The 26,840-nt window shown below is 68.6% G+C and carries 27 protein-coding genes; 13 read left to right on the forward strand and 14 right to left on the reverse strand.

Going from position 1 to position 26,840, the window contains the following annotated elements; genetic code table 11:
• Positions 1–30 precede the first annotated feature (30 nt).
• From cutA to A9K58_RS08700, 4 genes are all read left to right on the forward strand, one after another.
• The gene (cutA, locus tag A9K58_RS08685; RefSeq protein ID WP_065198988.1) at positions 31–369 is read left to right on the forward strand and encodes a divalent-cation tolerance protein CutA; all 339 of its coding nucleotides are present in this window, start codon (positions 31–33) and stop codon (positions 367–369) included.
• Positions 366–2,744 carry a protein-disulfide reductase DsbD family protein gene (locus A9K58_RS08690; RefSeq protein WP_065198989.1) on the forward strand — a complete coding sequence of 793 codons (2,379 nt, stop codon included), beginning with the start codon at positions 366–368 and terminating at the stop codon, positions 2,742–2,744. The genes cutA and A9K58_RS08690 overlap by 4 nt, the downstream gene beginning before the upstream one ends.
• On the forward strand, positions 2,741–3,304 hold the full coding sequence (locus A9K58_RS08695) for a TlpA family protein disulfide reductase (protein ID WP_065198990.1): 564 nt from the start codon (positions 2,741–2,743) through the stop codon (positions 3,302–3,304). Before A9K58_RS08690 ends, A9K58_RS08695 begins: the two co-directional genes overlap by 4 nt.
• A 117-nt stretch (positions 3,305–3,421) precedes the next feature.
• Positions 3,422–5,944, forward strand: coding sequence for a PepSY domain-containing protein (locus A9K58_RS08700; RefSeq protein ID WP_065198991.1), 2,523 nt, complete (start codon positions 3,422–3,424; stop codon positions 5,942–5,944).
• Between the two features lie 46 nt (positions 5,945–5,990).
• On the opposite strand, the gene A9K58_RS08705 is transcribed toward A9K58_RS08700, so the two are convergent.
• Positions 5,991–8,528, reverse strand: coding sequence for a methyl-accepting chemotaxis protein (locus A9K58_RS08705; RefSeq protein ID WP_065198992.1), 2,538 nt, complete (start codon positions 8,526–8,528; stop codon positions 5,991–5,993).
• 202 nt (positions 8,529–8,730) lie between these two features.
• Here A9K58_RS08705 and A9K58_RS08710 point away from each other — a divergent pair, with 202 nt between their 5' ends.
• On the forward strand, positions 8,731–9,570 hold the full coding sequence (locus A9K58_RS08710) for an arylamine N-acetyltransferase family protein (RefSeq protein WP_065198993.1): 840 nt from the start codon (positions 8,731–8,733) through the stop codon (positions 9,568–9,570).
• Between the two features lie 173 nt (positions 9,571–9,743).
• On the opposite strand, the gene A9K58_RS08715 is transcribed toward A9K58_RS08710, so the two are convergent.
• On the reverse strand, positions 9,744–10,643 hold the full coding sequence (locus A9K58_RS08715) for a LysR substrate-binding domain-containing protein (protein ID WP_065198994.1): 900 nt from the start codon (positions 10,641–10,643) through the stop codon (positions 9,744–9,746).
• Positions 10,644–10,741: 98 nt separating this feature from the next.
• Here A9K58_RS08715 and A9K58_RS19705 point away from each other — a divergent pair, with 98 nt between their 5' ends.
• Complete coding sequence (locus A9K58_RS19705) at positions 10,742–10,885, forward strand: hypothetical protein (protein ID WP_196769177.1); 144 nt, start codon at positions 10,742–10,744, stop codon at positions 10,883–10,885.
• 11 nt (positions 10,886–10,896) lie between these two features.
• On the opposite strand, the gene A9K58_RS08720 is transcribed toward A9K58_RS19705, so the two are convergent.
• The 3 genes from A9K58_RS08720 to A9K58_RS08730 all read right to left on the reverse strand — a co-directional run bounded on the left by A9K58_RS08720 (position 10,897) and on the right by A9K58_RS08730 (position 12,730).
• Positions 10,897–11,463 (reverse strand): GIY-YIG nuclease family protein, encoded by a 567-nt coding sequence (locus A9K58_RS08720; protein ID WP_065198995.1) that lies wholly within the window; start codon positions 11,461–11,463, stop codon positions 10,897–10,899.
• Between the two features lie 61 nt (positions 11,464–11,524).
• Positions 11,525–12,118, reverse strand: coding sequence for a TetR/AcrR family transcriptional regulator (locus tag A9K58_RS08725; RefSeq protein ID WP_065198996.1), 594 nt, complete (start codon positions 12,116–12,118; stop codon positions 11,525–11,527).
• 15 nt (positions 12,119–12,133) lie between these two features.
• Positions 12,134–12,730, reverse strand: a complete 597-nt coding sequence (locus A9K58_RS08730) for an NAD(P)H-dependent oxidoreductase (RefSeq protein WP_065198997.1) — start codon at positions 12,728–12,730, stop codon at positions 12,134–12,136.
• A 123-nt stretch (positions 12,731–12,853) separates the two neighbouring features.
• Between A9K58_RS08730 and A9K58_RS08735 the strand changes: the two genes are divergently transcribed.
• Positions 12,854–13,387 carry a hypothetical protein gene (locus tag A9K58_RS08735; protein ID WP_065198998.1) on the forward strand — a complete coding sequence of 178 codons (534 nt, stop codon included), beginning with the start codon at positions 12,854–12,856 and terminating at the stop codon, positions 13,385–13,387.
• Positions 13,388–13,442: 55 nt separating this feature from the next.
• Here the strand turns inward: A9K58_RS08735 and A9K58_RS08740 are convergent, their stop codons facing one another.
• Positions 13,443–14,270, reverse strand: a complete 828-nt coding sequence (locus tag A9K58_RS08740; RefSeq protein WP_065198999.1) for an isocitrate lyase/PEP mutase family protein — start codon at positions 14,268–14,270, stop codon at positions 13,443–13,445.
• 433 nt (positions 14,271–14,703) lie between these two features.
• Here A9K58_RS08740 and aroQ point away from each other — a divergent pair, with 433 nt between their 5' ends.
• The 3 genes from aroQ (at position 14,704) to accC (ending at position 17,070) form a co-directional block, all read left to right on the forward strand.
• Positions 14,704–15,147, forward strand: coding sequence for a type II 3-dehydroquinate dehydratase (aroQ, locus tag A9K58_RS08745; RefSeq protein ID WP_065199000.1), 444 nt, complete (start codon positions 14,704–14,706; stop codon positions 15,145–15,147).
• A 65-nt stretch (positions 15,148–15,212) separates the two neighbouring features.
• Positions 15,213–15,692, forward strand: a complete 480-nt coding sequence (gene accB / locus A9K58_RS08750; RefSeq protein WP_005411252.1) for an acetyl-CoA carboxylase biotin carboxyl carrier protein — start codon at positions 15,213–15,215, stop codon at positions 15,690–15,692.
• A 10-nt stretch (positions 15,693–15,702) separates the two neighbouring features.
• Positions 15,703–17,070 (forward strand): acetyl-CoA carboxylase biotin carboxylase subunit, encoded by a 1,368-nt coding sequence (gene accC, locus A9K58_RS08755; protein ID WP_065199001.1) that lies wholly within the window; start codon positions 15,703–15,705, stop codon positions 17,068–17,070.
• A 66-nt stretch (positions 17,071–17,136) separates the two neighbouring features.
• Here the strand turns inward: accC and A9K58_RS08760 are convergent, their stop codons facing one another.
• On the reverse strand, positions 17,137–17,511 hold the full coding sequence (locus tag A9K58_RS08760; RefSeq protein WP_065199002.1) for a hypothetical protein: 375 nt from the start codon (positions 17,509–17,511) through the stop codon (positions 17,137–17,139).
• Positions 17,508–18,473, reverse strand: a complete 966-nt coding sequence (locus tag A9K58_RS08765; RefSeq protein ID WP_065199003.1) for a hypothetical protein — start codon at positions 18,471–18,473, stop codon at positions 17,508–17,510. Before A9K58_RS08765 ends, A9K58_RS08760 begins: the two co-directional genes overlap by 4 nt.
• 150 nt (positions 18,474–18,623) lie before the next feature.
• On the opposite strand from A9K58_RS08765, the gene prmA reads away from it, so the two are divergent.
• From prmA to fis, 3 genes are all read left to right on the forward strand, one after another.
• Positions 18,624–19,544 (forward strand): 50S ribosomal protein L11 methyltransferase, encoded by a 921-nt coding sequence (gene prmA / locus A9K58_RS08770; RefSeq protein ID WP_065199004.1) that lies wholly within the window; start codon positions 18,624–18,626, stop codon positions 19,542–19,544.
• A 42-nt stretch (positions 19,545–19,586) separates the two neighbouring features.
• On the forward strand, positions 19,587–20,336 hold the full coding sequence (locus A9K58_RS08775) for a DUF3426 domain-containing protein (protein ID WP_065199005.1): 750 nt from the start codon (positions 19,587–19,589) through the stop codon (positions 20,334–20,336).
• 115 nt (positions 20,337–20,451) lie between these two features.
• Positions 20,452–20,727, forward strand: coding sequence for a DNA-binding transcriptional regulator Fis (fis, locus tag A9K58_RS08780; protein ID WP_005419706.1), 276 nt, complete (start codon positions 20,452–20,454; stop codon positions 20,725–20,727).
• A gap of 135 nt (positions 20,728–20,862) precedes the next feature.
• On the opposite strand, the gene A9K58_RS08785 is transcribed toward fis, so the two are convergent.
• The 6 genes from A9K58_RS08785 to A9K58_RS08810 are packed head-to-tail and all read right to left on the reverse strand — an operon-like array spanning position 20,863 to position 26,670.
• Complete coding sequence (locus A9K58_RS08785) at positions 20,863–21,858, reverse strand: phosphatidate cytidylyltransferase (protein ID WP_065199006.1); 996 nt, start codon at positions 21,856–21,858, stop codon at positions 20,863–20,865.
• A complete protein-coding gene (locus A9K58_RS08790; protein ID WP_065199007.1) occupies positions 21,855–22,484 on the reverse strand; it encodes a lysophospholipid acyltransferase family protein in 630 nt (209 codons plus the stop codon). Before A9K58_RS08790 ends, A9K58_RS08785 begins: the two co-directional genes overlap by 4 nt.
• A gap of 13 nt (positions 22,485–22,497) precedes the next feature.
• The gene (locus A9K58_RS08795) at positions 22,498–22,935 is read right to left on the reverse strand and encodes a hypothetical protein (RefSeq protein WP_065199008.1); all 438 of its coding nucleotides are present in this window, start codon (positions 22,933–22,935) and stop codon (positions 22,498–22,500) included.
• Positions 22,932–24,260, reverse strand: a complete 1,329-nt coding sequence (locus tag A9K58_RS08800; protein ID WP_065199009.1) for a phosphatase PAP2/dual specificity phosphatase family protein — start codon at positions 24,258–24,260, stop codon at positions 22,932–22,934. The genes A9K58_RS08795 and A9K58_RS08800 overlap by 4 nt, the downstream gene beginning before the upstream one ends.
• The gene (locus A9K58_RS08805) at positions 24,260–26,011 is read right to left on the reverse strand and encodes a bifunctional alpha/beta hydrolase/class I SAM-dependent methyltransferase (protein ID WP_065199010.1); all 1,752 of its coding nucleotides are present in this window, start codon (positions 26,009–26,011) and stop codon (positions 24,260–24,262) included. Before A9K58_RS08805 ends, A9K58_RS08800 begins: the two co-directional genes overlap by 1 nt.
• Positions 26,012–26,049: 38 nt before the next feature.
• Entirely contained in the window at positions 26,050–26,670 is a 621-nt protein-coding gene (locus A9K58_RS08810; protein ID WP_065199011.1) for a CDP-alcohol phosphatidyltransferase family protein, read from the reverse strand.
• Positions 26,671–26,840: the final 170 nt, after the last annotated feature.

The following is a 26,840-nucleotide window of genomic DNA, read 5'->3' on the forward strand; positions in this document are numbered from 1 at the left end:
GTCCCGGCGGCGGCCCTATACTCGGCCGTCATGTCGACCGTCGATCCCGTCCTGCTGCTGTTGACCACCTGTCCCGACCGCGCCAGCGCCGAACGCATCGCGCACGCGCTGGTCGGCGAGCGCCTGGCCGCGTGCGTGACCCGCCTCGATGGCGCGCAGTCGACTTACCGCTGGCAGGGCGAAGTGACCACCGACGCCGAGCTGCAGCTGCTGGTGAAGACCACCGCGAGCCGCGTCGATGACGCAATTGCCCGGATCGTGGAACTGCATCCGTATGAACTCCCGGAGTGCATCGCGGTCGAAAGCCGGGCCGGCCTGCCGGCGTATCTGGATTGGATCCGGGCACAGACCCGGGAGGACACTGATTGAAGACTCTGTTTGCGCGTGGCGCCGCCCTGTGCGCCCTGTTGTGGCTTTCACTGCCCGCCTTTGCCCTGGACGAGAAGGACCTGTTGCCGGTCGACCAGGCGTTCGCGTTGACCGCGACCGCTCCCGAACGCGGCCAGGTGCAACTGCAGTTCAAGATCGCCCCGGGCTACTACCTCTATCGCCACCGCACCAGCGTCAAGGCCGATCCGGCGTTCAATGCCGGGCCCCTGCAGATGCCGAAAGGCGACAGGCACCACGACGACTTCTTCGGCGAAGTCGAAACCTATCGTGAGCGCCTGCTGGCGACCCTGCCCGGCGCCCCGACCGACGCGGCGGGCACCCTCAGCCTGGAAGTGCGTTACCAGGGTTGCGCCGATGCGGGTGTCTGCTACCCGCCGCAGAAGCGCGTGGTGCAGGTCACCCTGCCCGGCGGCGGCGCGCACGCTGCCGCCCCGGTGGCGCGTGCCGGTGCCGCCAACCCGTTCAACAACCCACTGGCCGGTGCCGGCAACGGCGGCGGCCTGCGCCTGCCGGGTGCCCCCAGCGACAGCCAGGCGCTGCCGCTACCGTCGGAGCAGGCGTTCGGCTTCGATGCCATCGCCAGCGACGGCAATACCCTGCTGCTGCGCTTCAGCCCCGCACCCGGCTATTACCTGTACCGCGACCGCACCTCGCTGAAGCTGGACGGCAGCGCCGGCGTGCTGGCCGGCAAGCCACGCTGGCCGGCCGCGCAATCGCATCACGACGAGCACTTCGGTGCTGTCTCGGTGTACTTCAACCAGGTGGAAGTGCCGCTGCCACTGCAGCGCACCGTCACCGACGCCGTCGACAGCACCCTGGTGGTGACCTTCCAGGGTTGCCAGACCGATGGCATCTGCTACCCGCCGATGACGCGCCGGGTGAAGCTGTCGATTCCGGCCGGCAAGGTCAACGCCAGCAATGACCGGACGCCAGCGCGCAACGAGGTGATCAGCCCGCTGCCCGCCGCTGCACCGCGCGAGTCCGCCAACGGCGCGCCGCTGCGCCTGCTGCCGACCGTGCCGAACGACGATGCCAGCACCGCGTCCGCTCCGGACAGCGAGCGCGCAGGCAATGCACTCGCCGCCGATGCACGCAGCGACAACGCATTGCGCACGCGCCCGCCGGCGACGACACCGGACCCGGACCGCTCGTTCGTCTGGGTGCTGCTGCTGGCCCTGGCCGGCGGCCTGGTGCTGAACCTGATGCCCTGCGTGCTGCCGATCCTGTCGCTGAAGGTGCTGGGGCTGGCACAGAGCGGCGAAAGCCCGCAGCGCGCGCGCAGCCACGCGCTCTGGTACACGCTGGGCGTACTGGTCGCGTTCGCGGTGATCGGTGCATTGATGGTGGGCCTGCGTGCGATCGGCAATGCCGTGGGCATCGGCTTCCAGCTGCAGCATCCCGGCGTGGTGGCCACTCTGGCCTACATCATGTTCGCGGTGGGCCTGAGCCTGTCGGGAGTGTTCACGCTGGGCGGCGGCCTGGGCAATCTTGGCCAGTCACTGGCCAGCCGCAGCGGACCGGCCGGCGATTTCTTCACCGGTGCGCTGGCCTGCGTGGTGGGCAGTGCCTGCGTGGGCCCGTTCATGGGCGGCGCGGTGGCCTATGCGTTCATCGCCACGCCATTGCAGGCGATGACCGTATTCGTGTTCCTCGGCCTGGGCCTGGCCCTGCCGTTCCTGCTGATCGGCTTCGTACCGGCACTGGCACGCCGCCTGCCCAAGCCGGGCCCGTGGATGGAAACGCTGAAGCACGTGCTGGCTTTCCCGGTGTATGCCACCGCGCTGTGGCTGCTGTGGGTGCTGGGCAAGCAACGCGGCGTGGATGGCATGGCACTGGTACTGGGAGGCCTGCTGCTGCTGGCCTTCGGCCTGTGGCTGTTCGAACGCAACCGGTGGACCGGTCGCCGGGGCGCCACGCTGGTGGGCGTGCTGCTGGCGATCGCCGCACTGGTGCCGGCCTGGGGCGTCACCCGGCTGGCCGCGCCCGCGCGCGCCGCGCAGGTGGCGAGCGACAACGTGGTCGAGTACTCACCGCAACTGCTGGACCGCCTGCGCGCGGACAACCGCGTAGTGTTCGTGAACATGACTGCCGACTGGTGCTTTAGCTGCAAGGCCAATGAGCGCGCGGTACTGTCGCGGCCGGAGTTCCGCGACCTGCTCAAGCGCACCAATGCGGTGTACATGCGCGGTGACTACACCAACGTCGATCCGCAGATCACCACGTTCCTCGAGGAGCACAAGGCGGTGGGCGTGCCGCTGTACGTGGTGTACGGGCCGGGCGCGCCGCCAGCCGTGCTGCCGACGCTGCTGACCCATGCGGTGGTCGAGGAAGCGCTGCTGCGCACGGCACGATGAAGTGGCAACGGCCCGCACTGTTGTGGACAGCTGTGCTGGCCGCCGGCCTGGGACTGTGGGCCGGGCATCGGCTGGCGCCGGCGCCGGCTGTGGACCGCGGCGATCCAGGCCTGCGCACGCCTGCAGCACCGGCACCCACGCTGCGGCCTGGTGATGCCCTGCCCGCACTGGTGCTGCCCGATCTGCAGGGCCAGCCGCTGGATCTGCGCCAGCGTTCTGCCGGTCGTCCACTGCTGATCAATGTGTGGGCCAGCTGGTGCGGGCCGTGCGTGGAGGAAATGCCGGAACTGGCCCGCTTCGCCCGGGCCCAGGAACCGCACGGCGTGCAGGTGCTCGGGCTGGCGCTGGATACACCCGAAGACGTCCAGCGCTTCCTGCAGCGGGTACCGGTGGGCTACCCCATCGTGCTGGAAACGCCCGGCCCGCGCGACGCCAGCGTGCAGTTGGGCAACGCACAGGGGCTGCTGCCTTACAGCGTGCTGTTCGACGCGCAGGGACACATGGTGAAAGCGAAGCTGGGACCGTTCGCCCGCGGCGAGATTGACAGCTGGGCGAAGTAGGGCCCGGCCAATGCTTCCTGCTTGACCGCAGACAGGGCGCCACGGAGAATTCCGCGACTAATTCTCATTTGCTGTTGCGCAGGATGCGGGCGGCAGCCTTGCGGGCCTCCTCCTTCGATGTTCAAGAACGTCCTGTTCCAACTGCACTGGCTGCTGGGCATTACCGCCGGGGCCATCCTGGCCGTGATGGGCCTCAGCGGTGCCGTGCTGTCCTTTGAGGATGAGCTGCTGCGGGCCGCCAATCCCGGTTTCGCCGCCATTGCCGAACACCACGCCGACGGCCAGCTTCCGCTGGCGCTCAGCGAACTGGTGCCGCAGCTGCAGGCGGGCAGCCAACGCCCACTGCAGCGCCTGCGCGTCGATGCCACCGGCCAGCGCCCTTCGGTCGCACGTTTTGCCGGCGGCAAGCAGCACTGGGTGTACTTCGACCCATACAGCGGTGAGCGCTTCAGCGCCCTGCGCGGGCAGGCCTTCTTCGACTTCGTCGAGGACCTGCACCGCCACCTTGCCGCCGGCGAGCGCGGCAAGTGGATCACCGGCAGCTGCGCGATCGCGCTGCTGTTCTTCGCCCTGTCCGGCCTCTACCTGCGCTGGCCGCGGCGCTGGTGGCAGTGGCGCAGCTGGCTGGCGGTGGAGTGGAAACGCACTGGCCGCAGCTTCCTGTGGAGCCTGCACTCGGTGTCCGGCACCTGGGTGCTGCTGATCTACCTGATGAGCGCGCTGACCGGCCTGTGGTGGTCGTTCGATGGGTACCGCAGCGCTGTCAGCGCGCTGCTCGGCGTGGCACCGACGTCCAGGCACGCAGTCAGCGCCGACACCGCCCTGGACCTGCGGCGCGTCGAAACCGCACTGTACGCCCTGCCCGGCGTACGCACCGGCTTCATCGACCTGCGGCTGCCGGAGAAGCCCGGGCAGGCGTTGAGTGTGCGGGTGATGGCCGGCGCGGCGTCGCAACGCGGCGGCCACCATGATCGTGCGCACGACCTGCTGCAGCTGGACCCGGGCAGCGGCGCAATCCTCGATTACCGCCCCTACGCCCGCCAGGGCACGGGCGGGCAATTGGCCACCAGCATGTTCGCCCTGCACTCGGGCAGCTTCTTCGGCGTGCCCGGGCGCGTGGTGGTGATGCTCAGCAGCCTGGGCATGAGCCTGTTCTTCATCACCGGCTGGATGCTGTACCTGGACCGCCGGCGCAGCCAACAGGCCGCGCGGAGCCTGCGCCAATCATTGCCTGCGGCACCCGAGGCCGGCGGTGCCGCATCCTGGCTGGTGGTGCACGCAAGCCAGAGCGGGCTGGGCGAGCAGCTGGCCTGGCGTGCAGCGGCACAGCTCCAGGCTGCAGGCCAGGTCGTGCGGGTATTGCCGCTGGCCCGCGTCGACGCCGCGCAACTGCAAGCGACCCCACAGGCCCTGTTCGTGCTGAGCACCTTCGGCGACGGCGAACCGCCGGACGCGGCACGGCGCGTGGCGCGACAATTGACGGCACAGACGCTGGACCTGTCGGGCCTGCAGTTCGGACTGCTGGCGCTGGGTGACCGGCAGTACCCGCGTTACTGTGGCTTCGGCCGCCAGGTCGACGGCTGGTTGATCCGCAACGGCGCGCGCCCGTTGTTCGAGCGCATCGACGTCGATGCCGCCTCGATAGTGGCCCTGCGCCAGTGGCAACAGCAGCTCGGTGCACTGACCGGCATCATCACCGACGACAGCGTGCTGCCGGCGGCCACGCAGATGCACGAGTGGCGCCTGCTCGGGCGCGACCCGCTCAATCCGGGCAGCGCCGGAGGCACGATCTGGCGCATCCGTCTCGCCGCACCCGCAGGAGTGCAATGGCAGGCCGGTGACATCCTGCACATCGCACCGCGCCACAACGCGCAGCATGCCAGTGCAGTATTGAAGGCACATGGGCTGGATCCGCTGCAGCCTATGCTGGTCGATGGCCATCCGCGCACGTTGCTGGACCTGGCCAGCGAACGCGAGCTGCCCGATGCCGATGCCGCGCTGGCGGTGCAGGACGCCTGCCTGTGGCTGGCCGGGTTGCCGCTGCTGCCCGGCCGCGAGTATTCGATCGCTTCCGCCGCGGACGATGGCGTGGTGGAACTGGTGGTGAGGCTGGTGCATGACGCTTCCGGCCGTGCCGGGCTGGGCTCGGGATGGCTGTCGCTGCATGCGCCGACCGGTGCCGGCGTTGCCGCCCGTGTCCATCGCAATCCGGGCTTCCATCGCGTCAGCGGAGCGCCGATGGTGCTGATCGGCAACGGCACCGGCATCGCCGGCCTGCGCAGCCTGCTGCGCGAAGCCGCGCAGGCCGGCGAGCACGGACACTGGCTGCTGTTCGGCGAGCGCCAGCGTGCCCACGACTTCCTGTTCGCCGACGAGATCGAGGCCTGGCAGGCCAACGGCCACCTGGCGCGTGTGGACCTGGCGTTCTCGCGCGATGGCGACGGTGGTTACGTGCAGGACCGGCTGCGCACTGCCGCCGGGACATTGCGCGAGTGGATGCAACGCGGCGCCGTGGTCCATGTCTGCGGCTCGCTGCAGGGCATGGCCGAGGGCGTGGACCGGGTGCTGCGCGCTGCACTGGGCGACGACGCGGTGGAAATGCTGCTGGAGAGCGGGCGTTACCGCCGCGACGTGTATTGAGCCACAAGGGTAGTGCCGGCCAGCGGCCGGCGCTACCGGAGCAGGATCAGGCCGCCGCGCGCGCCTGAGGCACCGGTTGCAGCCGGAATGCCCCCACCGCCTCGGCCAAGGCCTGGACCTGCGCCTGCATCTGCGCCGTGGAGGCACCGGCCTCTTCCACCAGGCTGGCGTTGCGCTGGGTACTGACCTGCATCTGCACGATGGCGTGGTTCACCTGCGCGATGCCGGCATGCTGGTCCTGCGACGCACTGCGGATGCCGGCCAGCAGGTCGGCCAGCTGCTGCACGCTGCCGACGATCTCGTCCATCGTGTTGCCGGCCTGCCCGGCCTGCGCGCTGCCCTGGCCGACACGCGCCACGGAGTCCTCGATCAGCCCCTTGATCTGCCTGGCCGCGTCGGCACTGCGCTGCGCCAGCAGGCGGACTTCCGCGGCCACGACCGCGAAGCTGCGGCCCTGCTCGCCTGCACGTGCCGCTTCCACTGCAGCGTTCAGGGCGAGGATGCTGGTCTGGAACGCGATGCCGTCGATCAGCTGGGTGATGTCACCGATGCGCCGCGAGGCTTCGCTGATGCCGTGCATGGTCGCAATCACCTGGCCGACCGCCTCGCCGCCCCGCCGCGCCACCGCTGCGGCGCCCTGCACCAGGGCATCGGCGCGGCCTGCCGCGTCGGCGTTGCGGCCGACGGTATCGGTCAGCTCCTGCATCGACGCTGCCGTCTCTTCCAGATTGGCCGCCTGTTGTTCAGTGCGCCGCGACAGGTCATGGTGCCCGGCGACAATTTCGCCAACACCGCCATCGAGGCTGGACGTGGCCCGCTGGATGCGGAAGACAATGCTGCCCAGCTGCGCGACGGTGGTGTTGGCATCGTCGCGCATGCGTGCGAACACGCCCTGCAGGTCGCCGTCCATGCGCACGCTGAGGTCACCACGGGCCAGCGCCGCCAACAGTGCCTGCAGGTCACCGAGGTTGGTCTCGAAGGTAGCCAGCAACCGGTTGATGCTGGTCGACAGCGTGCGCACGAAACCCTGTTTGCCTTCCAGCGCGATGCGGCCGTGCAGGTCACCGTGCGCGGCGGCATCGACCAGTGCGGCCACCTCGGTTTCCAGCAGGGTTTCCAGCGCACGGCTGCGCCACTCCACCGCCACGCCGAGGCACTGCCCTTCGTCGATGATGGCATTGGCAATCAGCTGGTAGCGGATGCCGGTATGCCCGATCTCGCGTTCCTCGCGCTGGCGCACGCCGGCCAGGCTGGCCAGTGCCGGATGCAGGCGCACTGCATCACTGCCGACCAGGCCTCCGGCCTGCAGTCCAAGCAGCTGCAGCAGCGCCGGGTTCGCATACACCACCTGCCCTTCGGCATCGATCACCATCAGGCCGGTCTGCGCACTATCCAGTGCCTGGCGCACACGGGTGTTGCCGCGCGCCACGGCACGTTCGGTCTCGATGCGCGCGCGCAGCCGTTGCTGCATGTCGACCAGGCGCTGGGCCAGCTGGCCGATCTCATCATTGGCGTTGTGGACCCGCAGCGTGGTGTCCAGGCGGTCGTCGGCGATGTCGCTGGCGAAACGCAGGGTGTCCTGGATCGGTTGGCGCACCGCGCGCAACACCAGCACCAGGCTGGTGATCAGCACGCCGGCGACCAGCAGCAGCGTCAGTGCGAACAGCACGCTCAGGGTGCGTGCACCGGCCTGCTGCCGGGCCCGTGCTTCGTCCAGCGCCGCCACCTGCGCCTGCTGGAACGCGGCCAGCGCCGGTGCCACGCCGGCAGCAGTGTCCAGCAGCGATTGCGCTTCGACATCCAGGCCGACGCGGGCCGCGGCATACCCCAGCAATGCGGCCTGGTAGGACTCCATCCCCCGGCGCAGAGCGTCCTGCACACCGGCAGGCAGCCCCGCCAGCGCGAGATCGAACGGCAGTTTCTCCTCGCTGGCGCGGTCGGCGTGGGTGGAGTCACCGTCGAACAGCAGCAGCGCCTCCTGTCGGCGCATCTTCTGCAGGGGCAACGCCAACGAGGGGCGTCGCAGCGCGTCCACCTGCGCCTGCAGCGCGTCAGCGGCTTGCTGCAGCTGCGCAGCGAGGCCAGCCTCACCCCGCCCCATCTCGTCGACGCGTTCAAACAGGGCCGCCACGCCCTGCGAGAACGCATCGGTGGCTTCGGTCAGCGCCTGCAGCGCCCTGCGCTGGCCCACCTCCATGGGCATCCCGCGCAGCGCCTGCAGATCGCCATTCAGCGCCTTCTGCGTGGCCAGCAGCTGCTCGCGATCACCGTCATCGAAACTGCGTGCATACTGGGTCTGCAAGCGACGCGCTTCGGCCACCCGCGTGGCCAGGCGAGCGGCCACGTCGCTGCCACGCTGGTAGCTGGCCTGGTTGTGCGCGGCCTGCGCATTGGCGTAGCCGGTCCAGGCGTAGGCGGCGGCGATCGCGATCAGGCCCAGGCCACAGATCCACAGGGTCGCCTTGAGCTTGCTGGCCACGCTGAGCCGGTGCGGCTGCAGCCACAGGAGCAGGCCGGGGAACGCCGAGTGCAACGCGGCAAGGCGCGTGCGCAGGGACCGGAGGGGGGGGACAGCGGCCGACATGATGGGCTCCAGGCGGAAGGACGCACCTGTATCGGCGGGAATCCGGGCAACTTTAGGCCCTCCTCCGTCCAACCTTCCGGCGCGCCTGCCGACGCGGCCTTTGTACCGGGCGCAGGCGACGAAGGGATGACACTGCCGCCACGCTTGACCTCAACCCCGGTTGGGGAAGCACAGTGGACCTCCCTCCCCCGCTGGTGCCTCCATGACCACGCTCGATGTTCCCCGCTACCTGCAACGCCTGCAGCTGGATGCGCCGCCACCGCGGACGCTGGCCGGCCTGACCCTGCTGCAGCAGCGCCACAATGCGCTGCTGCCATTCGAGACCCTCACCTGCCTGCTGCGCGACGCAGTGCCGATCGACCTGGACAGCGTGCAGCGCAAGCTCCTCGACGAGCAGCGTGGCGGCTACTGCTTCGAGCTCAATGGCGGCCTGCTGGCGCTGCTGCAGGCACTGGGCTTCGATGCGCGGCCGCTGAGCGCGCGCGTACTGCTGGCGGCGCAGGGCAATGCGTTGACCGCGCGCACCCACCTGCTGCTGGATGTGCGCGTGGAAGGCGATGACTGGCTGGTGGACGCAGGTTTCGGCAGCCTGACCCCGACCGTGCCGCTACGCCTGCACGATCCGCGGCCGCAGGCCACGCCGCACGAACGCTATCTGCTGCAGCGCCTGCGCGACGAGGACGGCTTCGTGCTGTCGTACGAATCCGACGATGGCTGGCGGGCGATGTACCGCTTCGACCTGCAGGAGCCGGCACCGATCGACAACGTGGTGGGCAACTGGTACGTGTGCACCCATCCCGATTCCAGCTTCCCCGGCCAGCTGCGCGCGTCACTGACCGGGCCGGACTGGCGACGCACCATCGGCACCGGCAACTACACCGAATATCGCCCGGGGCAGGCTCCGGACAGGCGTCCGCTGCACGACGTCGGCGACGTACGGGAGGTGCTGCAGCAGCGCTTCGGCATGCAGCTGCCGGATGACCCACGGCTGGATCCGGCCATCAGCGATTGGCTGCAGCGCTCACGCGCCGCGGCGGTGTAGCGCCGGGCCGATGCACGGCTGAGCGTTGGTGGCTGCGTGAACAGCAGCCGAGCGTGGGCTCGGCTCCGCAGATGAGCACCTCGCAGCACCGTAACGCCGTTGTCCGTGCCGAGCAGGCGGTCACGCTGGCGGGGTGATTCCGTAGCGTCGAGCGAAAGCAGCATGGCTCGGCACTACGGATGCGCGTCCGCCATGTGCCGCACATGCTCGGCGGCCTGGGCGTGCAGCCAGTCGCGGAAGGCGAGGAAGCCGCGATGATGGGCCGAGCGCTGCGGGTACACCAGCCAATGCGGCCAGGCGGTTTTCAGGCGCTGGCTTGACAGCGCGACCAGCTGCCCGGAGTCCAGCAGCAGGCGCGCCCGCGTCACCCGCCCCAGTGCCACGCCCACGCCATCCAGCGCCGCGCGATGGTGTGCCTCGGAATCATCCAGCACCACCACGAAGCGCGTCGGCGGGCTCTGTCCGCTCAATGCAAACCAGGCGCCCCACGCACCATCGGGATCACCCAACAGCGGCCACTGGTTCAGCGGCACGCGGTCGATCCCGCCCATGCGTTCAATCAATGCCGGGCTGGCCATCGGCAGCAGCCATTCGTCGAACAGCGGCTCCACCACCAGGCCCGGCCATCGCCCGCTGCCCAGTCGCAGCGCGGCGTCGAACTGGCGCTGCAGCTCGAAATCAACCAGGCGCTCACTGGACTGCAGGTTGATCTCGATCTGCGGGTGGAGGGACACGAAATGGCCCAGGCGCGGCACCAGCCAGGCCGAGGCCATCGACGGCACCGCGCTGATGGTCAGCACATGCTCGGCACGCGCCGCATAAGGCTGGAACGCTTCGTTGATGGCGTCCAGGTGCGGGCCAACCTGATCGAGCAGGCGCTGCCCCTCCAGCGTGAGGGCGATGCCGCGCGCCTGGCGGATCAGCAGGGGCTGGCCGAGGCGTTCTTCCAGCTGCCGCATCTGATGGCTGAGCGCACTGACGGTCAGGTTCATCGATGCTGCCGCACGCGACAGGTTGCCAAGCCGCGCGGCAGTCACGAAACCATGCAGGGCGTGAAGGGGGGGACGGGACATGAGGCTTGAAATCCTCTCAAGGCATGCTTGCGGAAATGTCGCTTTTTGCCCCTCCATGCTGCCGGTATCGTGCAATCCACTCAAGTGGAGGCACGCTCATGAACATCTTCGGCAGCCTGTTGTTCCTGCATGGCCACGTGACCAATGCCGCGCTGGCGCGGCAGCTTGCCAGCCCGCCGCCGCTCGCGTCGCCGCGCGACGCGCAACCGGCCGCGCCGGCGCAGCCCCCGCCTTCACGGTAGAACCCGTCCGCTCAATACGCGTACCAGCGCTGGACGTGTCGGGGCAGCCACGGCATCGGATCGATATCGAGCGCACGGAAGCCGTCGAGGGTGTCGCGCAGGGCAAGTTCGCCTGGACCTCCGGGCATCCGCAGGCCTTCCTCTTCCGGCAGCTGTACCGAAGCCCAGTCGTGCAGTCGGTCCAGGCGCTGCGCCAGCGCGGCCTGCAGCCATGCCCGCAGCGGGTAACAGTGATAGCCGTGATCGCCCAGCGCGGTGACCGCTAGCAACAGGGCCTGATTGGCACCACGCACCCACTCGGTGCGCCCTCCGGCCTTGTCCTGCACCGTCATCGGTGCCGGTGCGCGATGCGCCCTGAACGGCGCGCGCAGCTGGAGTTCCAGATCGCGCGCGTCACGCTCGCTTTCCGCTTCCACCAGTGCCCCGGCATCGAGGTCGAAGAACTCGAACCAGCGCCGGTGCAACGCGCCGATGCGTTGCAGCGGATCACGCGAGAATCCGATCTTCGCGTAGTCCTCCCAGGCGCAGGGGAACACGTAAGCAAAGACGCGCCCATCGATGCGGATGTCCGGTTGCATGCATACAGGCTGCATCCACCACCTCCGGATCGCAACCGGACCGGACAACCGGTGGCAGGCCTCAGCGTCGCTCCACGATCGCCACGATCAGGCACTGCAGCTCCTGCTCGGCCCCGGCCTTGTCCAGCGCCCCCGCGGCCACGGCCTCGGACAACATCTCGGCCGCCCCCAGGATCGCCCATCGCCCGGCCAGCGGTACGGTACCGCCGGCCGCGAACGGGCCCAGCCAGGCTTCGCAGTTGTCGATGAAGTCCTGCTGGTAGCGCCGCCGCACGTCGTGCAGTTCCGGCGCGCCGACCAGCGCCGCCAGGATGCCCTGCACTTCACGGCCCTGGCTGAGGATGCAGTCGATGTAACCGGAGGCGATGGCCGCCGCCCGGTCGGCCAGCTGCGCCCGGGCCTGGCCGATGCGCTCGTGGAACACCCGCGTCTGCCGGCCGTCGTAGTCGTCATACAGCGCCGCCAGCAGGCCGTTGCGGCTGATGAAGTGATCGTAGGCGACCGGCTTGGTCACGCCTGCCGCATCGGCCAGCCGGCCCAGTGTCAATGCATCGGTGCCCTCCTCGCCGACCAGCGCCCAGGCCACGTCCAGCAACTGGCGCGCGCGTTGTTCGCGGGTCAGTCGGCGGCGCGTGGGAGCGGTATCGGCAGGCATCGGCGGCGCGGGCGATCAGTGCATCGGAGTGCCGATTTTACGGCCGATCTCCCAGGCAGTCTGCAGATGCGCAGCGGCCGCGCCGGAGTCGGCGTCCAGCAGCAGATCCGACGACAGCACGCGCGCACCGCAGTAGTCGAAAATGCCCATGTCGATCTGCGTCTTCATCGCTGCACCATAGCCCCGCCGCTCGATCATCTCCGCACCGGCACCGCCGACACCGGCCAGATGCACGCGCAGCCGCTGCAGTTTCTTCTGCACCTTGCCGTCGGCTCCCTCCTGGTACGCCCAGCCCTGGGTGAATACACGATCGATCCACCCCTTCAGCACGGCGGGGAAGGACCACCAGTACAGCGGGTAGACCAACACCAGCGCGTCGGTGGCCTGCAGCCGTGCATGCTCTGCAGCAACGTCGGCCGGCACCCCACCGGTACCGCGGAACAACGCATGGTCCTCCGCATTGAAGCGCGGATCGAATCCCTCGGCCATCAGGTCGGCATAGGCGACGCTATTGCCGGCATCGGCAGCAGCAATGGCCTCGCCGATGCGGTGCGCGATGGCATGGGTCAACGAACCCGGCCCGGGATGGGCCACGACGATGAGGCTGTGCATGGGAAAGCTCCTGGAATCATTACCTACCAATAGTAAGTAATGACTCCAGGTGTGCCAGCACCATCGATGGGACGCTGTTTTCGCACTCGCCGTATAGTGCAGCCACCCACCAGACTCCTGCCGATGCGCCGACATCTACCGGTCCTGCCGCTGTCCCTGTTGCTGGCTGCCATGCCGCTACCGGCCCTGGCCGGCGAACTCAGCCCGGCCGATTCGGCCGCCTTGCGCCAGGATGTGCAGGCGATGATGACCGCCTTCGCCCACGGCGATACCGACCTGGTCATCGCGCGCACCCATCCCAGCCTGAAGCGACAGGTCGGTGGCGACGAGGCCTACGCGCGGATGACCCGTGACACCCTTGAGGCACTGCGCAGGGCCGGCGTCAGCATCATCAGCGACGAGGCCGGTGTGCCGGGCCGCACCTATGCGGCGGGCGACGAGGAAGTGTGCTTCGTGCCGCGCCGGTCATTGCTGCGCGTGCGTGAAGCACCGATGCGCAGCACCTCGTTCATGGTGGCCGTGCGCCGCATCGGTACGACCCGATGGCGTTACCTGGATGGCGCAGCGATGCTGGAAAACCCTGCACTGCTGCGGCAGCTGCTGCCGGCGCTGGAGCCGGGCGTGGCCTTGCCCGAGGGTGGAATGCAAGCGCTGTAGCGCGATTGCAGCGTCCGCGGCCGTGCGGTGAAGCCAACCGCTGCCTGGCGCGGAGCTACCGGAACAACGCGTTCAGTGCCGCACCCGAGGCGGCCGGCTGCAGGCCGTCGAAACGTCCATCCTGCACGATCGGCGCGATGGCCTGCATCAGGCCACCCCATGCAGCGCGCGCCAGCGCGCCGCCCAGGCTGATCCGGCGCACCCCGAGCCCGGCGATGTCCTGCACGTCCAGCGGCGTCGGCCCGCCCACCAGCAGGTTCACCGGCCTGGATCCGGCAACAGCCACCACCGCACGGATCTGCTCGCGTGTGCTGATGCCCGGCGCATACAGCACATCGGCACCAGCCCCGGCATAGGCACGCAGGCGTTCCAGGGTGTCCTGCAGATCGGGGACGCCAACGAAGAAATTCTCTGCGCGTGCAACCAGCAGCACGTCGCCACCTGCGCGGTCGATGGCCGCGCGGGCCGCGCGCAGGCGCTCGACGGCCTGGCCGATCGGGCGCAGCGGTGCATCGGCCGCGCCGCTGGCGTCCTCGATCGACAGCGCGGCGATGCCGGTATCGACCGCAGCGGCCACCGACGCTTCCACGTCCTGCGGCGTGGCACCAAAACCATCACCGAAGTCGGCGTTCAACGGCAACGAGGTCGCAGCGGCCATCAGGCGAAGATGCTCCAGCGTGGCCTGCAGCGACACCGTACCGTCCGCACGCCCCTCGCTCCAGGCGCAGCCGGCACTGGTCGTGGCCAACGCCTGGAAGCCCTGCCGCTGCAGGTAGCGGGCGCTGCCCACATCCCAGGGATTGGGCAGCACGAAGCAACCCTGTGCATGCATCTGGCGGAAGATCGAGCGCTTGCGCCGGGTCTCGGCATCGGGCTTGGGCATGGCGGGCTCCAGTGCGGCAAAGACCGCACCCTAGTCCGGTCATCAGCCGCGCTCAACATCGACGCGGCTGAACGCACCGGGGACGCCGTGCCGGGCTTGCCGTGGCGGCGAGCCCGGCCCCGGCCTGTGCGGGCGGCGAGCCCCAACCCGTCCATTCCCCGGCGCCCCACTGGCCAAGGTGCCCGGAACCGCCCCTCGCCTCATCCATGCCGCCATCGCGTGTCGGCCGGGCAGCCCTGCCGTCATCGTCGGCCTACGTGCACGCATCCTCGGCCAGCGCGCCGTTCAGCGGGCCTTGATCTGCCGCCCGGCATACGGCCACAAGCGCTGCGACGGATTTCAAACAATCAATTGAAACGCGGCAAACTTCGCCGAACTGGACAGCATCCGCCGGTTCCGCCAGACTGCCGCCCTTTCCCGTCTTCCGGATCCCATGGCGAAGCTGCTGGTCCTGCACGGCCCCAACCTCAACCTACTCGGCACCCGCGAGCCGGAGGTCTACGGCCACACCACACTGGCCGACATCGACCAGGCCCTGGCCACCCAGGCATCGGCCGCCGGGCACACAGTGGAAAGCCTGCAGTCCAACGCCGAGCATGTGCTGGTGGACCGCGTGCAGGCCGCGCGCAACGACGGAACCGCGTTCATCCTGATCAACCCCGCCGCCTTCACCCACACCTCGGTCGCCCTGCGCGATGCGCTGGCGGCGGTGGCGGTGCCGTTCATCGAGATCCACCTGTCCAACCCGCATACCCGCGAACCGTTCCGCCAGCACAGCTACTTCAGTGACAAGGCGGTGGGCGTGGTCTGCGGCTTCGGTGCCGACAGCTACCGCTACGCGATGGACGCGGCGCTGCTGCGGGTATCCGCCACCTGATTGTCGACCCGGGCGCCCACGGCGCGCTCCTCACCTAGATAGAAATAGAAACCCAAGAGGCCCTCATGGATCTGCGCAAAATCAAGAAGCTGATCGACCTGCTGGAAGAGTCGAACCTGGCTGAAATCGAAATCAAGGAAGGCGAAGAGTCCGTGCGCCTGTCGCGTGCGCCGGTCGCCGGCTATGCCGCCCCGGTCGCTGCCCCGGTGTATGCCGCCCCGGCTGCTCCGGCGCCGCAGGCGATGCCGATGCAGTCGCCGACCGAAGCCTCCACCGGCGGCACCGCCAAGCCAGGCCCGGCGCTGCCGGAAGGCCACGTGCTGCGCTCGCCGATGGTCGGCACCTTCTATGCGTCGTCCGCCCCGGACAAGCCGGCCTTCGTCACCGTCGGCCAGCAGGTCAAGGAAGGCGAGACCCTGGCCATCATCGAAGCGATGAAGATGTTCAACCCGATCGAAGCCGACACGTCCGGCACCATCGTCGCCATCCTCGGCGAGAACGGCCAGCCGGTGGAGTTCGACCAGCCGCTGTTCGTGATCGGCTGAGGGGCACGCCATGCTCGACAAAGTCGTCATCGCCAACCGAGGGGAGATCGCGCTGCGCATCCTGCGCGCGTGCCACACCCTCGGCATCCGCACGGTGGCCGTGCACTCCACGGTCGACCGCAACCTCAAGCACGTGGCCATGGCCGACGAGTCGGTCTGCATCGGCCCGGCGCCCTCGCCGCAGAGCTACCTCAACATCCCGGCGCTGATCGCCGCCGCTGAAGTCACCGACGCCCAGGCCATCCACCCGGGCTACGGCTTCCTGTCGGAGAACGCCGACTTTGCCGAGCGCGTGGAGGAGTCCGGCTTCATCTTCATCGGCCCCAAGGCCGACACCATCCGCATGATGGGTGACAAGGTGGAAGCGATCCGCGCGATGAAGGCCGCCGGCGTGCCGTGCGTGCCCGGCTCGGGCGGTCCGCTGGGCGATGACATCGTCGCCAACACCAAGATCGCCCGTGAGATCGGCTATCCGGTCATCATCAAGGCTGCCGGTGGCGGCGGTGGCCGCGGCATGCGCGTAGTCCACGCCGAGGCCTCGCTGAAGACCTCGATCGAAACAACCAAGAGCGAGGCCAAGGCCGCGTTCGGCAATGGCGAGGTCTACATGGAGAAGTTCCTGGAGAACCCGCGCCACGTGGAAATCCAGGTGCTCGCCGACGGCCAGGGCAACGCCATCCACCTTGGCGAGCGCGACTGCTCGATGCAGCGCCGCCACCAGAAGGTGGTGGAGGAAGCACCGGCACCGGGGATCACTGCCGAACAGCGTGAGCAGATCGGCAAAGTGTGCGTGGAAGCCTGCATCCGCATCGGCTACCGCGGTGCCGGCACCTTCGAGTTCCTGTACGAAGACGGCCGCTTCTACTTCATCGAAATGAACACCCGCATCCAGGTGGAGCATCCGGTCACCGAAATGGTCACCGGCATCGACCTGGTGGCCGAGCAGCTGAAGATCGCCGCCGGCCATAAGCTGTCGATCAAGCAGAGCGACGTGGTGCTGACCGGCCATGCCATCGAATGCCGCATCAACGCCGAAGACGCAGAAACCTTCGTGCCGAGCCCGGGCACCATTACCGGCTTCCATCCGCCGGGCGGCCCCGGCGTGCGCGTGGACACGCACATCTACAGCGGCTATCGCGTCCCGTCGAACTACGACTCGATGATCGGCAAGCTGATCGTGCACGGCCCGGACCGCGAGACCGCCATCGCCCGCATGCGCGTGGCGCTGAGCGAGATGGTGGTCGATGGCATCAAGACCAACGTCGCCCTGCAGCAGCGCATCATGCGTGACAAGGGCTTCCAGGCCGGTGGCCAGAACATCCACTACCTGGAAAAGCGTCTTGCCGAGCGCAAGAACAAGCCGATCGCGCTGACCTGATCGGTACCGCGTGCTGGACATGAAAAGGGCGGGGATATCCCCGCCCTTTTCTGTTGCTGTAGCGCATCAGCGCTTGTCGGCAGCTTCGGCCGGAACCTGCGAGTTGGCCAGCGGGCGCACGCCATTGGGTGACGTCGGGTCGACGATCACCATGGTCTCGGTCGAGCCGTCGGGCCACACGACCTGGAAGGTACTGCCCGCCGGCAGCGATGCGAACGGCATCCCGCTCTGCGCGCGGTAGACCGCCGCTACCTGGCTGGCACCGGCCCGGCGGACCTCTTCCTGCGCCTTCACCGTCGTCAGTTCCACTTTCGAGAGGTGCCGGTAGCGATCTTCGTAGGTATCGATCATCAGCAGGCCGACCGCACCGGCCGAGTAGGCCACGAACAGCGCCACCCAGAACCAGAACTTGGCCCCGTGCAGGAGTCGACGGTAGTTCATCGCCCTTCCCTCTTTCCAATCAATCGCCTGATCCATTCCTTCATTTTCCCAGCACCTTGCCGCGAAACCGCAGCGTCATACACGAAATCCCGGAAATCCTGCGTCCCATCCTGCGAACAGATCCCTCCGTTCGCACAAAAACTGTTGACCAGCACGCTGTCAGCACCACACGGCAAGCCGAGTTCGCAGGCCGCAAGCCGCCATGCAAGTTCACTGAGCTGCTCGCCGGCTACCAGGTCGACGAGTGCCTGATCGCCGGCGGCGCGCACGCCCATGGCCGGTGCGATGGCCATGAAGGCTTCCGGATCGCGCGAATCGCGCACGCGCTCGACCAGACCACGACGGTACTCGGGGCTGTCCTGCAATGGCTCCCCTTCGGCGAACAGCGAGGCCTCGGCGGCCAGGTTGCCCTGCGCCGCCGCCTTGCGGCGTTCGGACAACACCAGCGCCGCGCCCAGCTTGTCACCGGGCACGAATCCGCCACAGCGCTGCGCGACGCGCTCACGGGCTTCGACCATGGCCGGTGCGGCCGTCAGCCCCAGCCCCGCCAGCACGTTGTTGTCCAGGCGGTAGCCGCCCGGATCGACTGCATACTGCGCGCAATAGTCGTAGACACGGCTGAGCATCCAGCGTGCCTCGTGGTTGCCCTCGTCCGCCTGCACGCGCAGGCGCTGTGCGTAGGCATACAGATCGGTGGCATCTTCAAGATCGGCACGCAGGTCCAGTGGCAGGCCCGAGGGCAACGCCGTGCCACGCTCGAATGCCGCCAGCCGGCGCGCCAGCGCTTCCGGCACCACCGGCAGCGCTACGGTGCCGCCACCAGCCACCGCTGCCTCCGGCAGGCCCACCGGCGCCACCGAGGACACCGCCGCATGGCCGCTGGCCCGATACCCGGCCACGCCCAGCACGGCCACCGCCGGCAGCACGAGCAACCAGGTTTTCAGGGTCGGAATCACGGCCATCGGAGACAGTGGGCGTTATGACACACAGGAAAGCACGGAGTTTAGCAAGGCCCGGCAGGCCTGTCTGAACGGGTTCCGTTCATCCCAGGGCATACGGAGACCGCCCGATGGTCTAGCATGGCCCCCTTTCCCGCGATTGCTCCCACCGCCATGCCGTTCCTGGAACTGACCCTGCGCTGCACCGAAGCCACCCAGCCCCGCTATGAGAATGCACTGGAGGATGTCGGCGCGCTGGCCGTGACCCTGCTTGATGCCGAAGCCGACACCAGCAACGAGCAGGCCATCCTCGAACCCGGCGTCGGCGAGACGCCGCTGTGGGACACCCTGGTGCTGAGCGCTCTGTTCCCGGCCGACAGCAACGCCCTGCTGCTGCTGGCCGCACTGGAAGCGTTCGACCCAGAGCTCGACTGGAGCAGTGGCAGCTTCCGTGCGGTTGAGGATGAGGACTGGGAGCGCGCCTGGCTGGATCAGTTCCAGCCGATGGCGTTCGGCAGCCGTACCTGGATCGTGCCGTGGAACCACGAACTGCCGGACGCCGCCAAGGCGGCCGATGCCGCCGTGGTGCGGCTCGACCCGGGACTGGCGTTCGGCTCGGGCACCCATCCGACCACTGCGCTGTGCCTGCGCTGGCTGGATCAGCTGGCCGTGGATGGCAAGCTGCAGGGCCAGCGCGTGCTCGACTTTGGCTGCGGCTCGGGCATCCTCGCGCTGGCCGCGCTGAAGCTGGGCGCCGCCGAAGCCATCGGCGTGGACAACGACCCGCAGGCGCTGGTCGCCACCGCCGACAACGCCGAGCGCAATGGCGAGCAGGCGCGCATGCATGTCTACCTGCCGCAGGACGAACCGGTGGCCACCTATCCCGTTGTGGTTGCCAACATCCTCGCGTCAGCGCTCGATGCACTGGCCGAATTGCTGGCCACGCGTGTCGCCGCCGGCGGCCGCATCGCCCTGTCCGGCATCCTGCAGGGCCAGGAAGGCGAACTGCTGCAGCGCTACGCGGCGTGGTTCGACGACCTGCAGGCCACCCAGGATGGCGACTGGATGCGCATCACCGGCGTGCGCCGCGCCTGATCGTGGTTGAATGACCGCTGGATCCGAGCCCGCACTCTGAGCATGTCCGAGCCGAACCCACCCCGCCGCCCCCTGGCAACCTTCCTGCGCGCCACACAGGAAGGCGCGCCCGCGCCTTCGATCGAAGCACCCCTGCCCGGCCCGGCTCCTCACCCTGCGCCGGCAACGCCACCGGACGAGCCCGCCGATGCGATGCTGCCCGGCACCGGTGACACGGCCATCGCTCCTTCAGCGGCGGTGATCGAACCCGTGGTCGCCGCTGTCCCTGCACAGGTTGCAACAGGAGAGGTCCCCAGTTTCCTGGGCAGGGCACGTCCACGCGCACGGCCTGCGCCACGCTGGCACTGGTTGCTGGTCGCAGGACTGGCGCTGCTGCTGGTACTTCAGAGCGTGCTCGCCGATCGCGCGCGGCTGGCTGCCGACGCAGGAAACCGTGCGTGGCTGGGTGTACTGTGCAATGTCCTGCGCTGCCGGCTTCCCGCCTGGCATGAACCGGCTGCCTTCACGATGACCAGCCGCGAGATCCGTCCGCTGCCCGGCCACGCCGGGGTGCTGCTGGTCCAGGCCAGCATCCGCAACGATGCGCGTTGGGCGCAGGCCTGGCCGGACCTGCGCCTGTCGCTGTCCGATGCCGACGGGCGGGTGATCGGCAGCGGCGTGTTCACGCCGCCGCAGTACCTTGGCGAAAATCCCGGCGCCGCGCTGCTGGAGCCCGGGCAGAGCGCACGCATTGCGTTCCGCGTGCAGGAACCTGCCGCCTCTACCGTCGCATTCACGTTCGACTTCCTCTGACCGGGGCAGCGGCAACCGCCCGTGGCAGGCCGGGCACGCTCGCGCTAGACTGGCCGCCACCACCTCGTCCGGCCGCGCGCTCCGCGCGCACGGGCCAACCAGATCGGGAACCCCCTTGAACGCTGTCCTCTCTCGTCCTGACAACAGTCGTGGCGCTCCCCGGCCACCGCTGCGTGAACACGTCGCCCAGTCCGTTCGCCGCTACCTCCGTGATCTCGATGGCTGCGACGCGGACGATGTCTACGAGATCGTGCTGCGCGAGATGGAAATCCCGTTGTTCGTGGAAGTGCTCAACCACTGCGAAGGCAACCAGAGCCGCGCCGCCGCAATGCTGGGCATCCACCGCGCCACCCTGCGCAAGAAGCTGAAGGAATACGGTATCAGCGCGTAAGCGCCGATAGCGCCTTTGTAGAGTCGAGCCATGCTCGACTGCTTCTGCGCCAAGCAACCCGCAAGCGACAGCCGAGCATGGCTCGACTCTACAGAAGCGGATCACCACGCCATGCGTGGATACCGCATCGGCCGGTCAACCGCCCCCGCCCGCCTTCCAGTAATACCGCACCACGTGGAAGAACACCGGTGCGGCGAAGCACACCGAATCCAGCCGGTCGAGCATGCCGCCATGGCCTTCGATCATGTGGCCCCAGTCCTTGATGCCACGGTCGCGCTTGATCGCCGACATCACCAGGCCCCCCCAGAATCCCATCAGGTTGATCAGCAGCGACAAGCCGAACGCCTGCAGCGGCGTGAACGGGGTGATCCACCACAGCGCCGCACCCAGTGCGCTGGCAGTCAGCACACCGCCCACGAAGCCCTCCACCGTCTTCGACGGCGACAGCTTCGGCGCGATCAGGTGCCTGCCCAGCAGCTTGCCCCAGATGTACTGCAGCACGTCCGAGGACTGCACGACGATCACCAGGAAGGCGAACAGCAGCACGTTGCGCGACGGGTCGTAGCCGGGCACGTGCAGGTTCAGCAGCAGCGGCACGTGCGAGATGCAGAACACGCAGATCATCAATCCCCACTGCACCTTCGCCGTGCGTTCCAGGTAGTGTGTGGTATCGCCGCCGATGGTCGACAGGATCGGCAGGAACAGGAACGCATAGACCGGGATCAGCAACGTGTACATGCCATACCAGTCGATCCACACCAGGTAGTACTGCCACGGCAGCACGATGTAGAACGCTGCCAGCAGCGCGTAGTAGTCGCCCGAGCGGGTCGGCGCCAGGGTAATGAACTCGCGCAGCGCGAACAACGAGATGACCGCGAACAGTACGATCACCCCGGCACGGCCGAACAGCAGTGCCAGCCCGACCACGATCGCCATCACCCACCAGGCGCGGATGCGCGAAACCAGGTTGGCGATCACCGCGCTGGGCCGTCCGCGCTGGCGCCAGCGCAGGGTCTCGGCCACCAGCGTGGCCAGCACCAGCACGGCGCCCACACCGGCGAACAGCAGCCCGGTCTGCTGGCCCACGCTGCGCGCGGCAAGGTCGCCTGACACCTCCATCAGATAGCTCATGCGCGCCCCCCGTTCGGCGCCAGGTCCAGCAGTGCCTGCCGGCTGCGCGCCAGGAATGCGGCCTTGTCCTCGTCGGCCTGCAGCCGCAGCGGCGTGCCGAACGTGGCGGTACACAGCAGCGGCAGCGGCAGGAACCGGCCCTTGGGCATTACCCGTTTCAGGTTGTCGATCCACACTGGCACGAACTCCAGCTCCGGCCGTTGCCGCGCAAGGTGGTAAATGCCGCTCTTGAAAGGAAGCAGCGGTTCGTCGCTGACATTGCGCGTGCCTTCCGGGAACAGGATCAGCGAGCAACCTTCGTCCACCGCGTCGCGCAACGCCTGCAGCGGATCCTGCTGGCGGTGGCCGGCCTCGCGCTCGACCAGCACGCCATTGAACACGGCGTCGATCAGGTAACGCCGCAGCCCATCGCGCTGCCAGTACTCGGCCGCAGCGACAGGACGCACCTGGCGGCGCAGTGCCGGTGGCATCGACGACCAGATCAGCACGAAGTCACCGTGACTGGCGTGGTTGCCGTAATACACGCGATGCACGCCGGACGGTGCGCATCCGATCCACAGCGCGCGTGCACCGGTCACCACATGGATCGCCCCACTGCAGGCGCGCGCAATCAGTTCGGCGAACATCCGTTCCTCCCGTTCACGTCTGCGGCCACAACACGGCCAGCACCAGCAGCACCACCTGCACACCGGTCAGCAAGTACTGGCGCAGCAGCAGGCGGCGCATGCCGGCCCAGCGCAGGTCCCAGCCACGCAGCGGCGCAGCGGGCGGTGCGCGGCGCAGGCCACTGTCATGCAGCAGCTGGTCGGTACGGCGCGCAGCGGCTTCGCCGTCCAGGCCTTCATCGCGCAGCAGCTGCAGCAGGCTGGCATCCAGTCCCACCCGCCACGCGTGGTAGGCCTGTGCGATGCCCGCGGCAACACTGAGCAGCAGCAGGCCGGCAGCGGTCATCGCCAGCCCCGTCTCGATGCCCAGCAGCAGCAGCGCCACCAGCAACAGGCCCAGCGACAGGCATGCCGGCCAACGCCCCTGGCACAGCAGCAGCTGCATGGTTGCCAGATCGGGAACCGCACTCATGCGCGCGCTCCTGCCGCGGTGGTGATGGCATGCAGATGCGCCGCGCCCAGCACGATGCCAGGGCGTGCCGCACGCACGATCGCCACCGCTGCGTCCGCATCCACCGCACGACCGCTGCGCAGCAGCCAGGTCGCCACGCTGGCGGCGCTGCGCGAATAGCCCAACGCGCAGCACACCAGCACCGGTCCCTGTGCACGCAGGCGCTCGATGGCCTCCGCCGCTTCGCGCAGCTGTTCCGGCGTCGGTATCACCAGGTCCAGCATCGGCACGCATGCATAGGCTGTGCCCGGCGCCCTGCAGGACAGCTCGGCGCAGGCGTCCACCGTGCCAGCCAGCGGTGCCGGCAGCGCGATGCAGGGCATACGCCCCAGCCACACGCCGTCCATCACCGGTACCGGTTGTGGCGCGCGCCGCGTCCATAGCCGCGAATTGATCCAAGCCGCGAGCAGGTAGGGTGCCAGCAGCCAGCGCGCGGCCATCGTCAGGCGCCCATCCGCACGCTTCTGGAACACCGCCGGACCCAGCCCCGCATAGGCCAGCGCCACCAGCAACAGTGACACCACCGGCCACAGCAGCCACAGCGCCGTGCCACGCAGCAGGATCACCGCTGCCAGCACGACCGATGCCCCCAGCAGGTACAGCAGCGCCAGGCGCCACCGTTTCGGGTCACGCGTGATGTGCCAGGCCCGCAGCGGTGGCGTGCCCTGCTCCGGCCACAGCCAGACGCAGAGCCAGCCCACCAGCAGGCCGGTCGGGACGTCGATGAAATGATGCTGGAACGTGGTCAGCACCGAGACACCGATCAGCAGCGCCCACACGTGCAGCACCCAGCGCCAGGCACCATGCAGGTACTGCGCGAACTTCACCCACAGCACGATCAGCAGCACGATGTGCAGCGACGGCGCCTGGTTGAACGGCTTGTCGAAGCCCAGCAGCACATCGAACAACCAGCCGAACACACCGCCGATCTCTGGCCGTTCGAAGCTGAAGCGCAGTGGCCACAGCAGGAAGCAGCCCACTGCGATCAACTGTGCACTGAACAGCCGCAACGCGTGCCGGTCCAGTTCCAGCCGTTGCCGGCACAGGAAGAACGAAATCGCATAGAACAGGTCGATCGACCAGTACGGCACGATGGTCCACGGCACGAACGGGATGCGCGCCTCCCATGCGAATGCCATCACCGGCAACGCGGCGTGGCGACCGGCCATCCAGTTGGCGAATCCATAGCTGGCAAAGAAGAACGGGCCCAGCAGGGCCAGCCACAGCAGCGCACGCCGCCAGGGGCGCCCCACTGCCGCCAACGGGGTTGCGGCGAGCGTCGCCATCACGCGGTCCGGCGCGCCAGCGACACCGTGAAGATGCCGAAGTCGTCGATACGCTGGGCCACCTTCTCGAATCCGGCCAGGCGCACCAGTTCATCCATCTCCTGCTGGGTGCGGCGACGCATCACCCATGCTGCACCACCACGGTGGCTGGTCAACGCGCGGGCGATGAACTCCAGCTGCGGGTGCCAGGGCTGGCCGGTGTACGCCAGGTAGCCGCCCATCGGTACCGTCGCGGCAATGCCCTGCAGCGAGCGCAGCACCGCGTCGTTGTCGGGGAACAGCTCGTACAGGCCGGACACCACCGCCAGCGTCGGCGCCGGATCCACCGTGGCCAGCTGCGCCGGATCGAACGCATCGCCCTGCTCGAAGCGCGCGATGTCGGTCGCGCCGAGGCGTTCAATCAGGGCTCGGCCCTCGGTCACGTTCAGGTCGCTGAAGTCGCGCAGCACGATATGGTCGGCGCGCTGTTCGCCTTGGCCCAGCGCTTGGAGCACATAGCGGCCATGGCCGGCGGCCACGTCCAGTACCCGCACCGGCGCGCCCTGTCCGCGCAGGCGTTGTGCGGCATCGCGCAGCAGTTCCTGCAGATGCTGGCCGCGCACGCGGATGCCGCGCCAGCCGATCGCATCCAGATAGTTGCGGTCGATCATCCGGCCCAGCGGGCCCTTGCCGCGCGCTTCGTTGCGATAGATGTAGTCGAGCGTGCTGCCGGAATCGAAACCGGTCTGCAGGCCCAGCGCGATGCCTTCGGACAGCGTGCCGCCGAAACGCAGGCCGCCACGTACCACGCGCCAGCGCAGGTCGGCCAGGCTGTTGCGTTCCGGCGGCCAGGCCAGGATCTCCGATTCCTCGAAGGTCGGCCCATGGCGGTGCGCATCGCGCCGCGACAGCTCGCGCAGCGGCTCGGCGAAACGCGCCTGGATGAAGCTACGGATGCGCGCCAGCGCCGGTGCCCGATCGCGCTCGCCCAGCGTGTCGTGGAAGAAGCCCGGCAGGTGCACGCGCTCCTTGATCGGGCTGGACAGGCGCTCGTAGAAGCGGTCCTGCGGCCCACGGTGCACCACGAAGTCCGAACCGGACACCAGCAGCTGCACCGGCACGCTGATCGCCTGCGCATCGGCGACGATGCGGTCGGCGGCTTCGTACAGGCCCAGCAGCACGCGCACCGAGATCGGCCGGGTGATCAGCGGATCGGTGCGATAGCTCTCCACGCGCGCCGGGTCATGGGTCAGCCACTGCGGCTTGACGTAGCTGTTGACGAAGAAGTTGCCACGCAGCTTCTTCATCAATGCCAGGCCCGGTCGCGCAAACGGTACGTACAGCTTCACTTTGAACGCCGGCGAAGCCATCACCAGCGCACGCAGGCGTGGGGCGTAATCGTGGACCCAGGTCGCGGCCACCACCGCCCCTACGCTCTGCGCGACTACCACGATGTCTTCCACCGCGATGCCATGCTCGGCGCGGATGTGGGCGATGAAGCTGTCCAGATCGCGCACCAGCGCCGGGAAGCCGGGTGCATCGCCACGCGCGCCCGGCGAACGGCCATTGCCGCGCGCATCCCAGGCGAAGAATGCGGTGTCGGGCAGGTCCAGCTCGTCGACCAGGTGGGTGACACGCCCGGAGTGCTCGTGGCCGCGGTGCAGCAGCACGATGGCCCGGGGGGCCGGGGTGGCGGTGGGCGCCGGCCAGTACCGATAGAACAGCGGTACCTGGTCGAAGCTGTGGAATTCCCGTTCCTGCGCCTGACGCATGCAATCTCCGTATGGGTATGGCGTGTTGTCTTGCTGTGTTACCGCTGCGGTGCCGCCGCAGATTCCTTCAGTCCCTGCCGCACGCGACGGCCGAGGGTGATCACGCACAGGAGCGACGTGGCCCAGGCCACGCCAGTGACCACCGGCGCGCCGACCCAGCCGAATGCCAGAAGCAGGCCGAGCACACCGATCACGAAGGCGCGGTCACTCTTGCCCATCGGGCCGTCATAGCGGCGGCTGGCACCGACCATCAGCCCGAGCACGCCGGCGTACTCGCTCAGCGCCGCCGCCCAGGCCAGCAGCCACAGCGCTTCGGGGCGCACGCCCGGCACGCTGAGCAGGCTCAGGTACAGCGCCGCATCGGCAATCACGTCGCACAATTCGTTCAGATAGGTGCCAAGCCGCGATTGCTGCCCGAACTCGCGCGCCAGCATGCCGTCCACCGCATTGAGCGCCATGCGCAGCAGCATCCACAGCGGCAGGGCCAGGTACACCAGCGGCTGTGCCGGTGCGCAGCGCCAGACCCCGGCCGCGACCAGCAGCGAGACCACGGCGGCAGCCACGGTCACCGTATTGGCGGTGACGCCCGTGCGATACAGAGTGCGCACGGCCGGACGCAACAGGTCCTGGAAACGTCCTTTCAATGCATAGATCGACATGATCCGAACCCGCTGTTCCTTGGCAGTGCGGGCACAGCCTACCCGATTGGCGCGGTGACCCCCAGCGGATTGCTTGCTGGTTGCGCCCGGACCGACCGTGGCGATGGCCGGTCACGCCCCCGCCCCGGGTCGATTTCGCCCCGCGGCACCCGCCGCCGGCCCCCACCGCC

This window comes from Stenotrophomonas maltophilia (assembly GCF_001676385.1).
Lineage (GTDB): Bacteria > Pseudomonadota > Gammaproteobacteria > Xanthomonadales > Xanthomonadaceae > Stenotrophomonas > Stenotrophomonas maltophilia_J.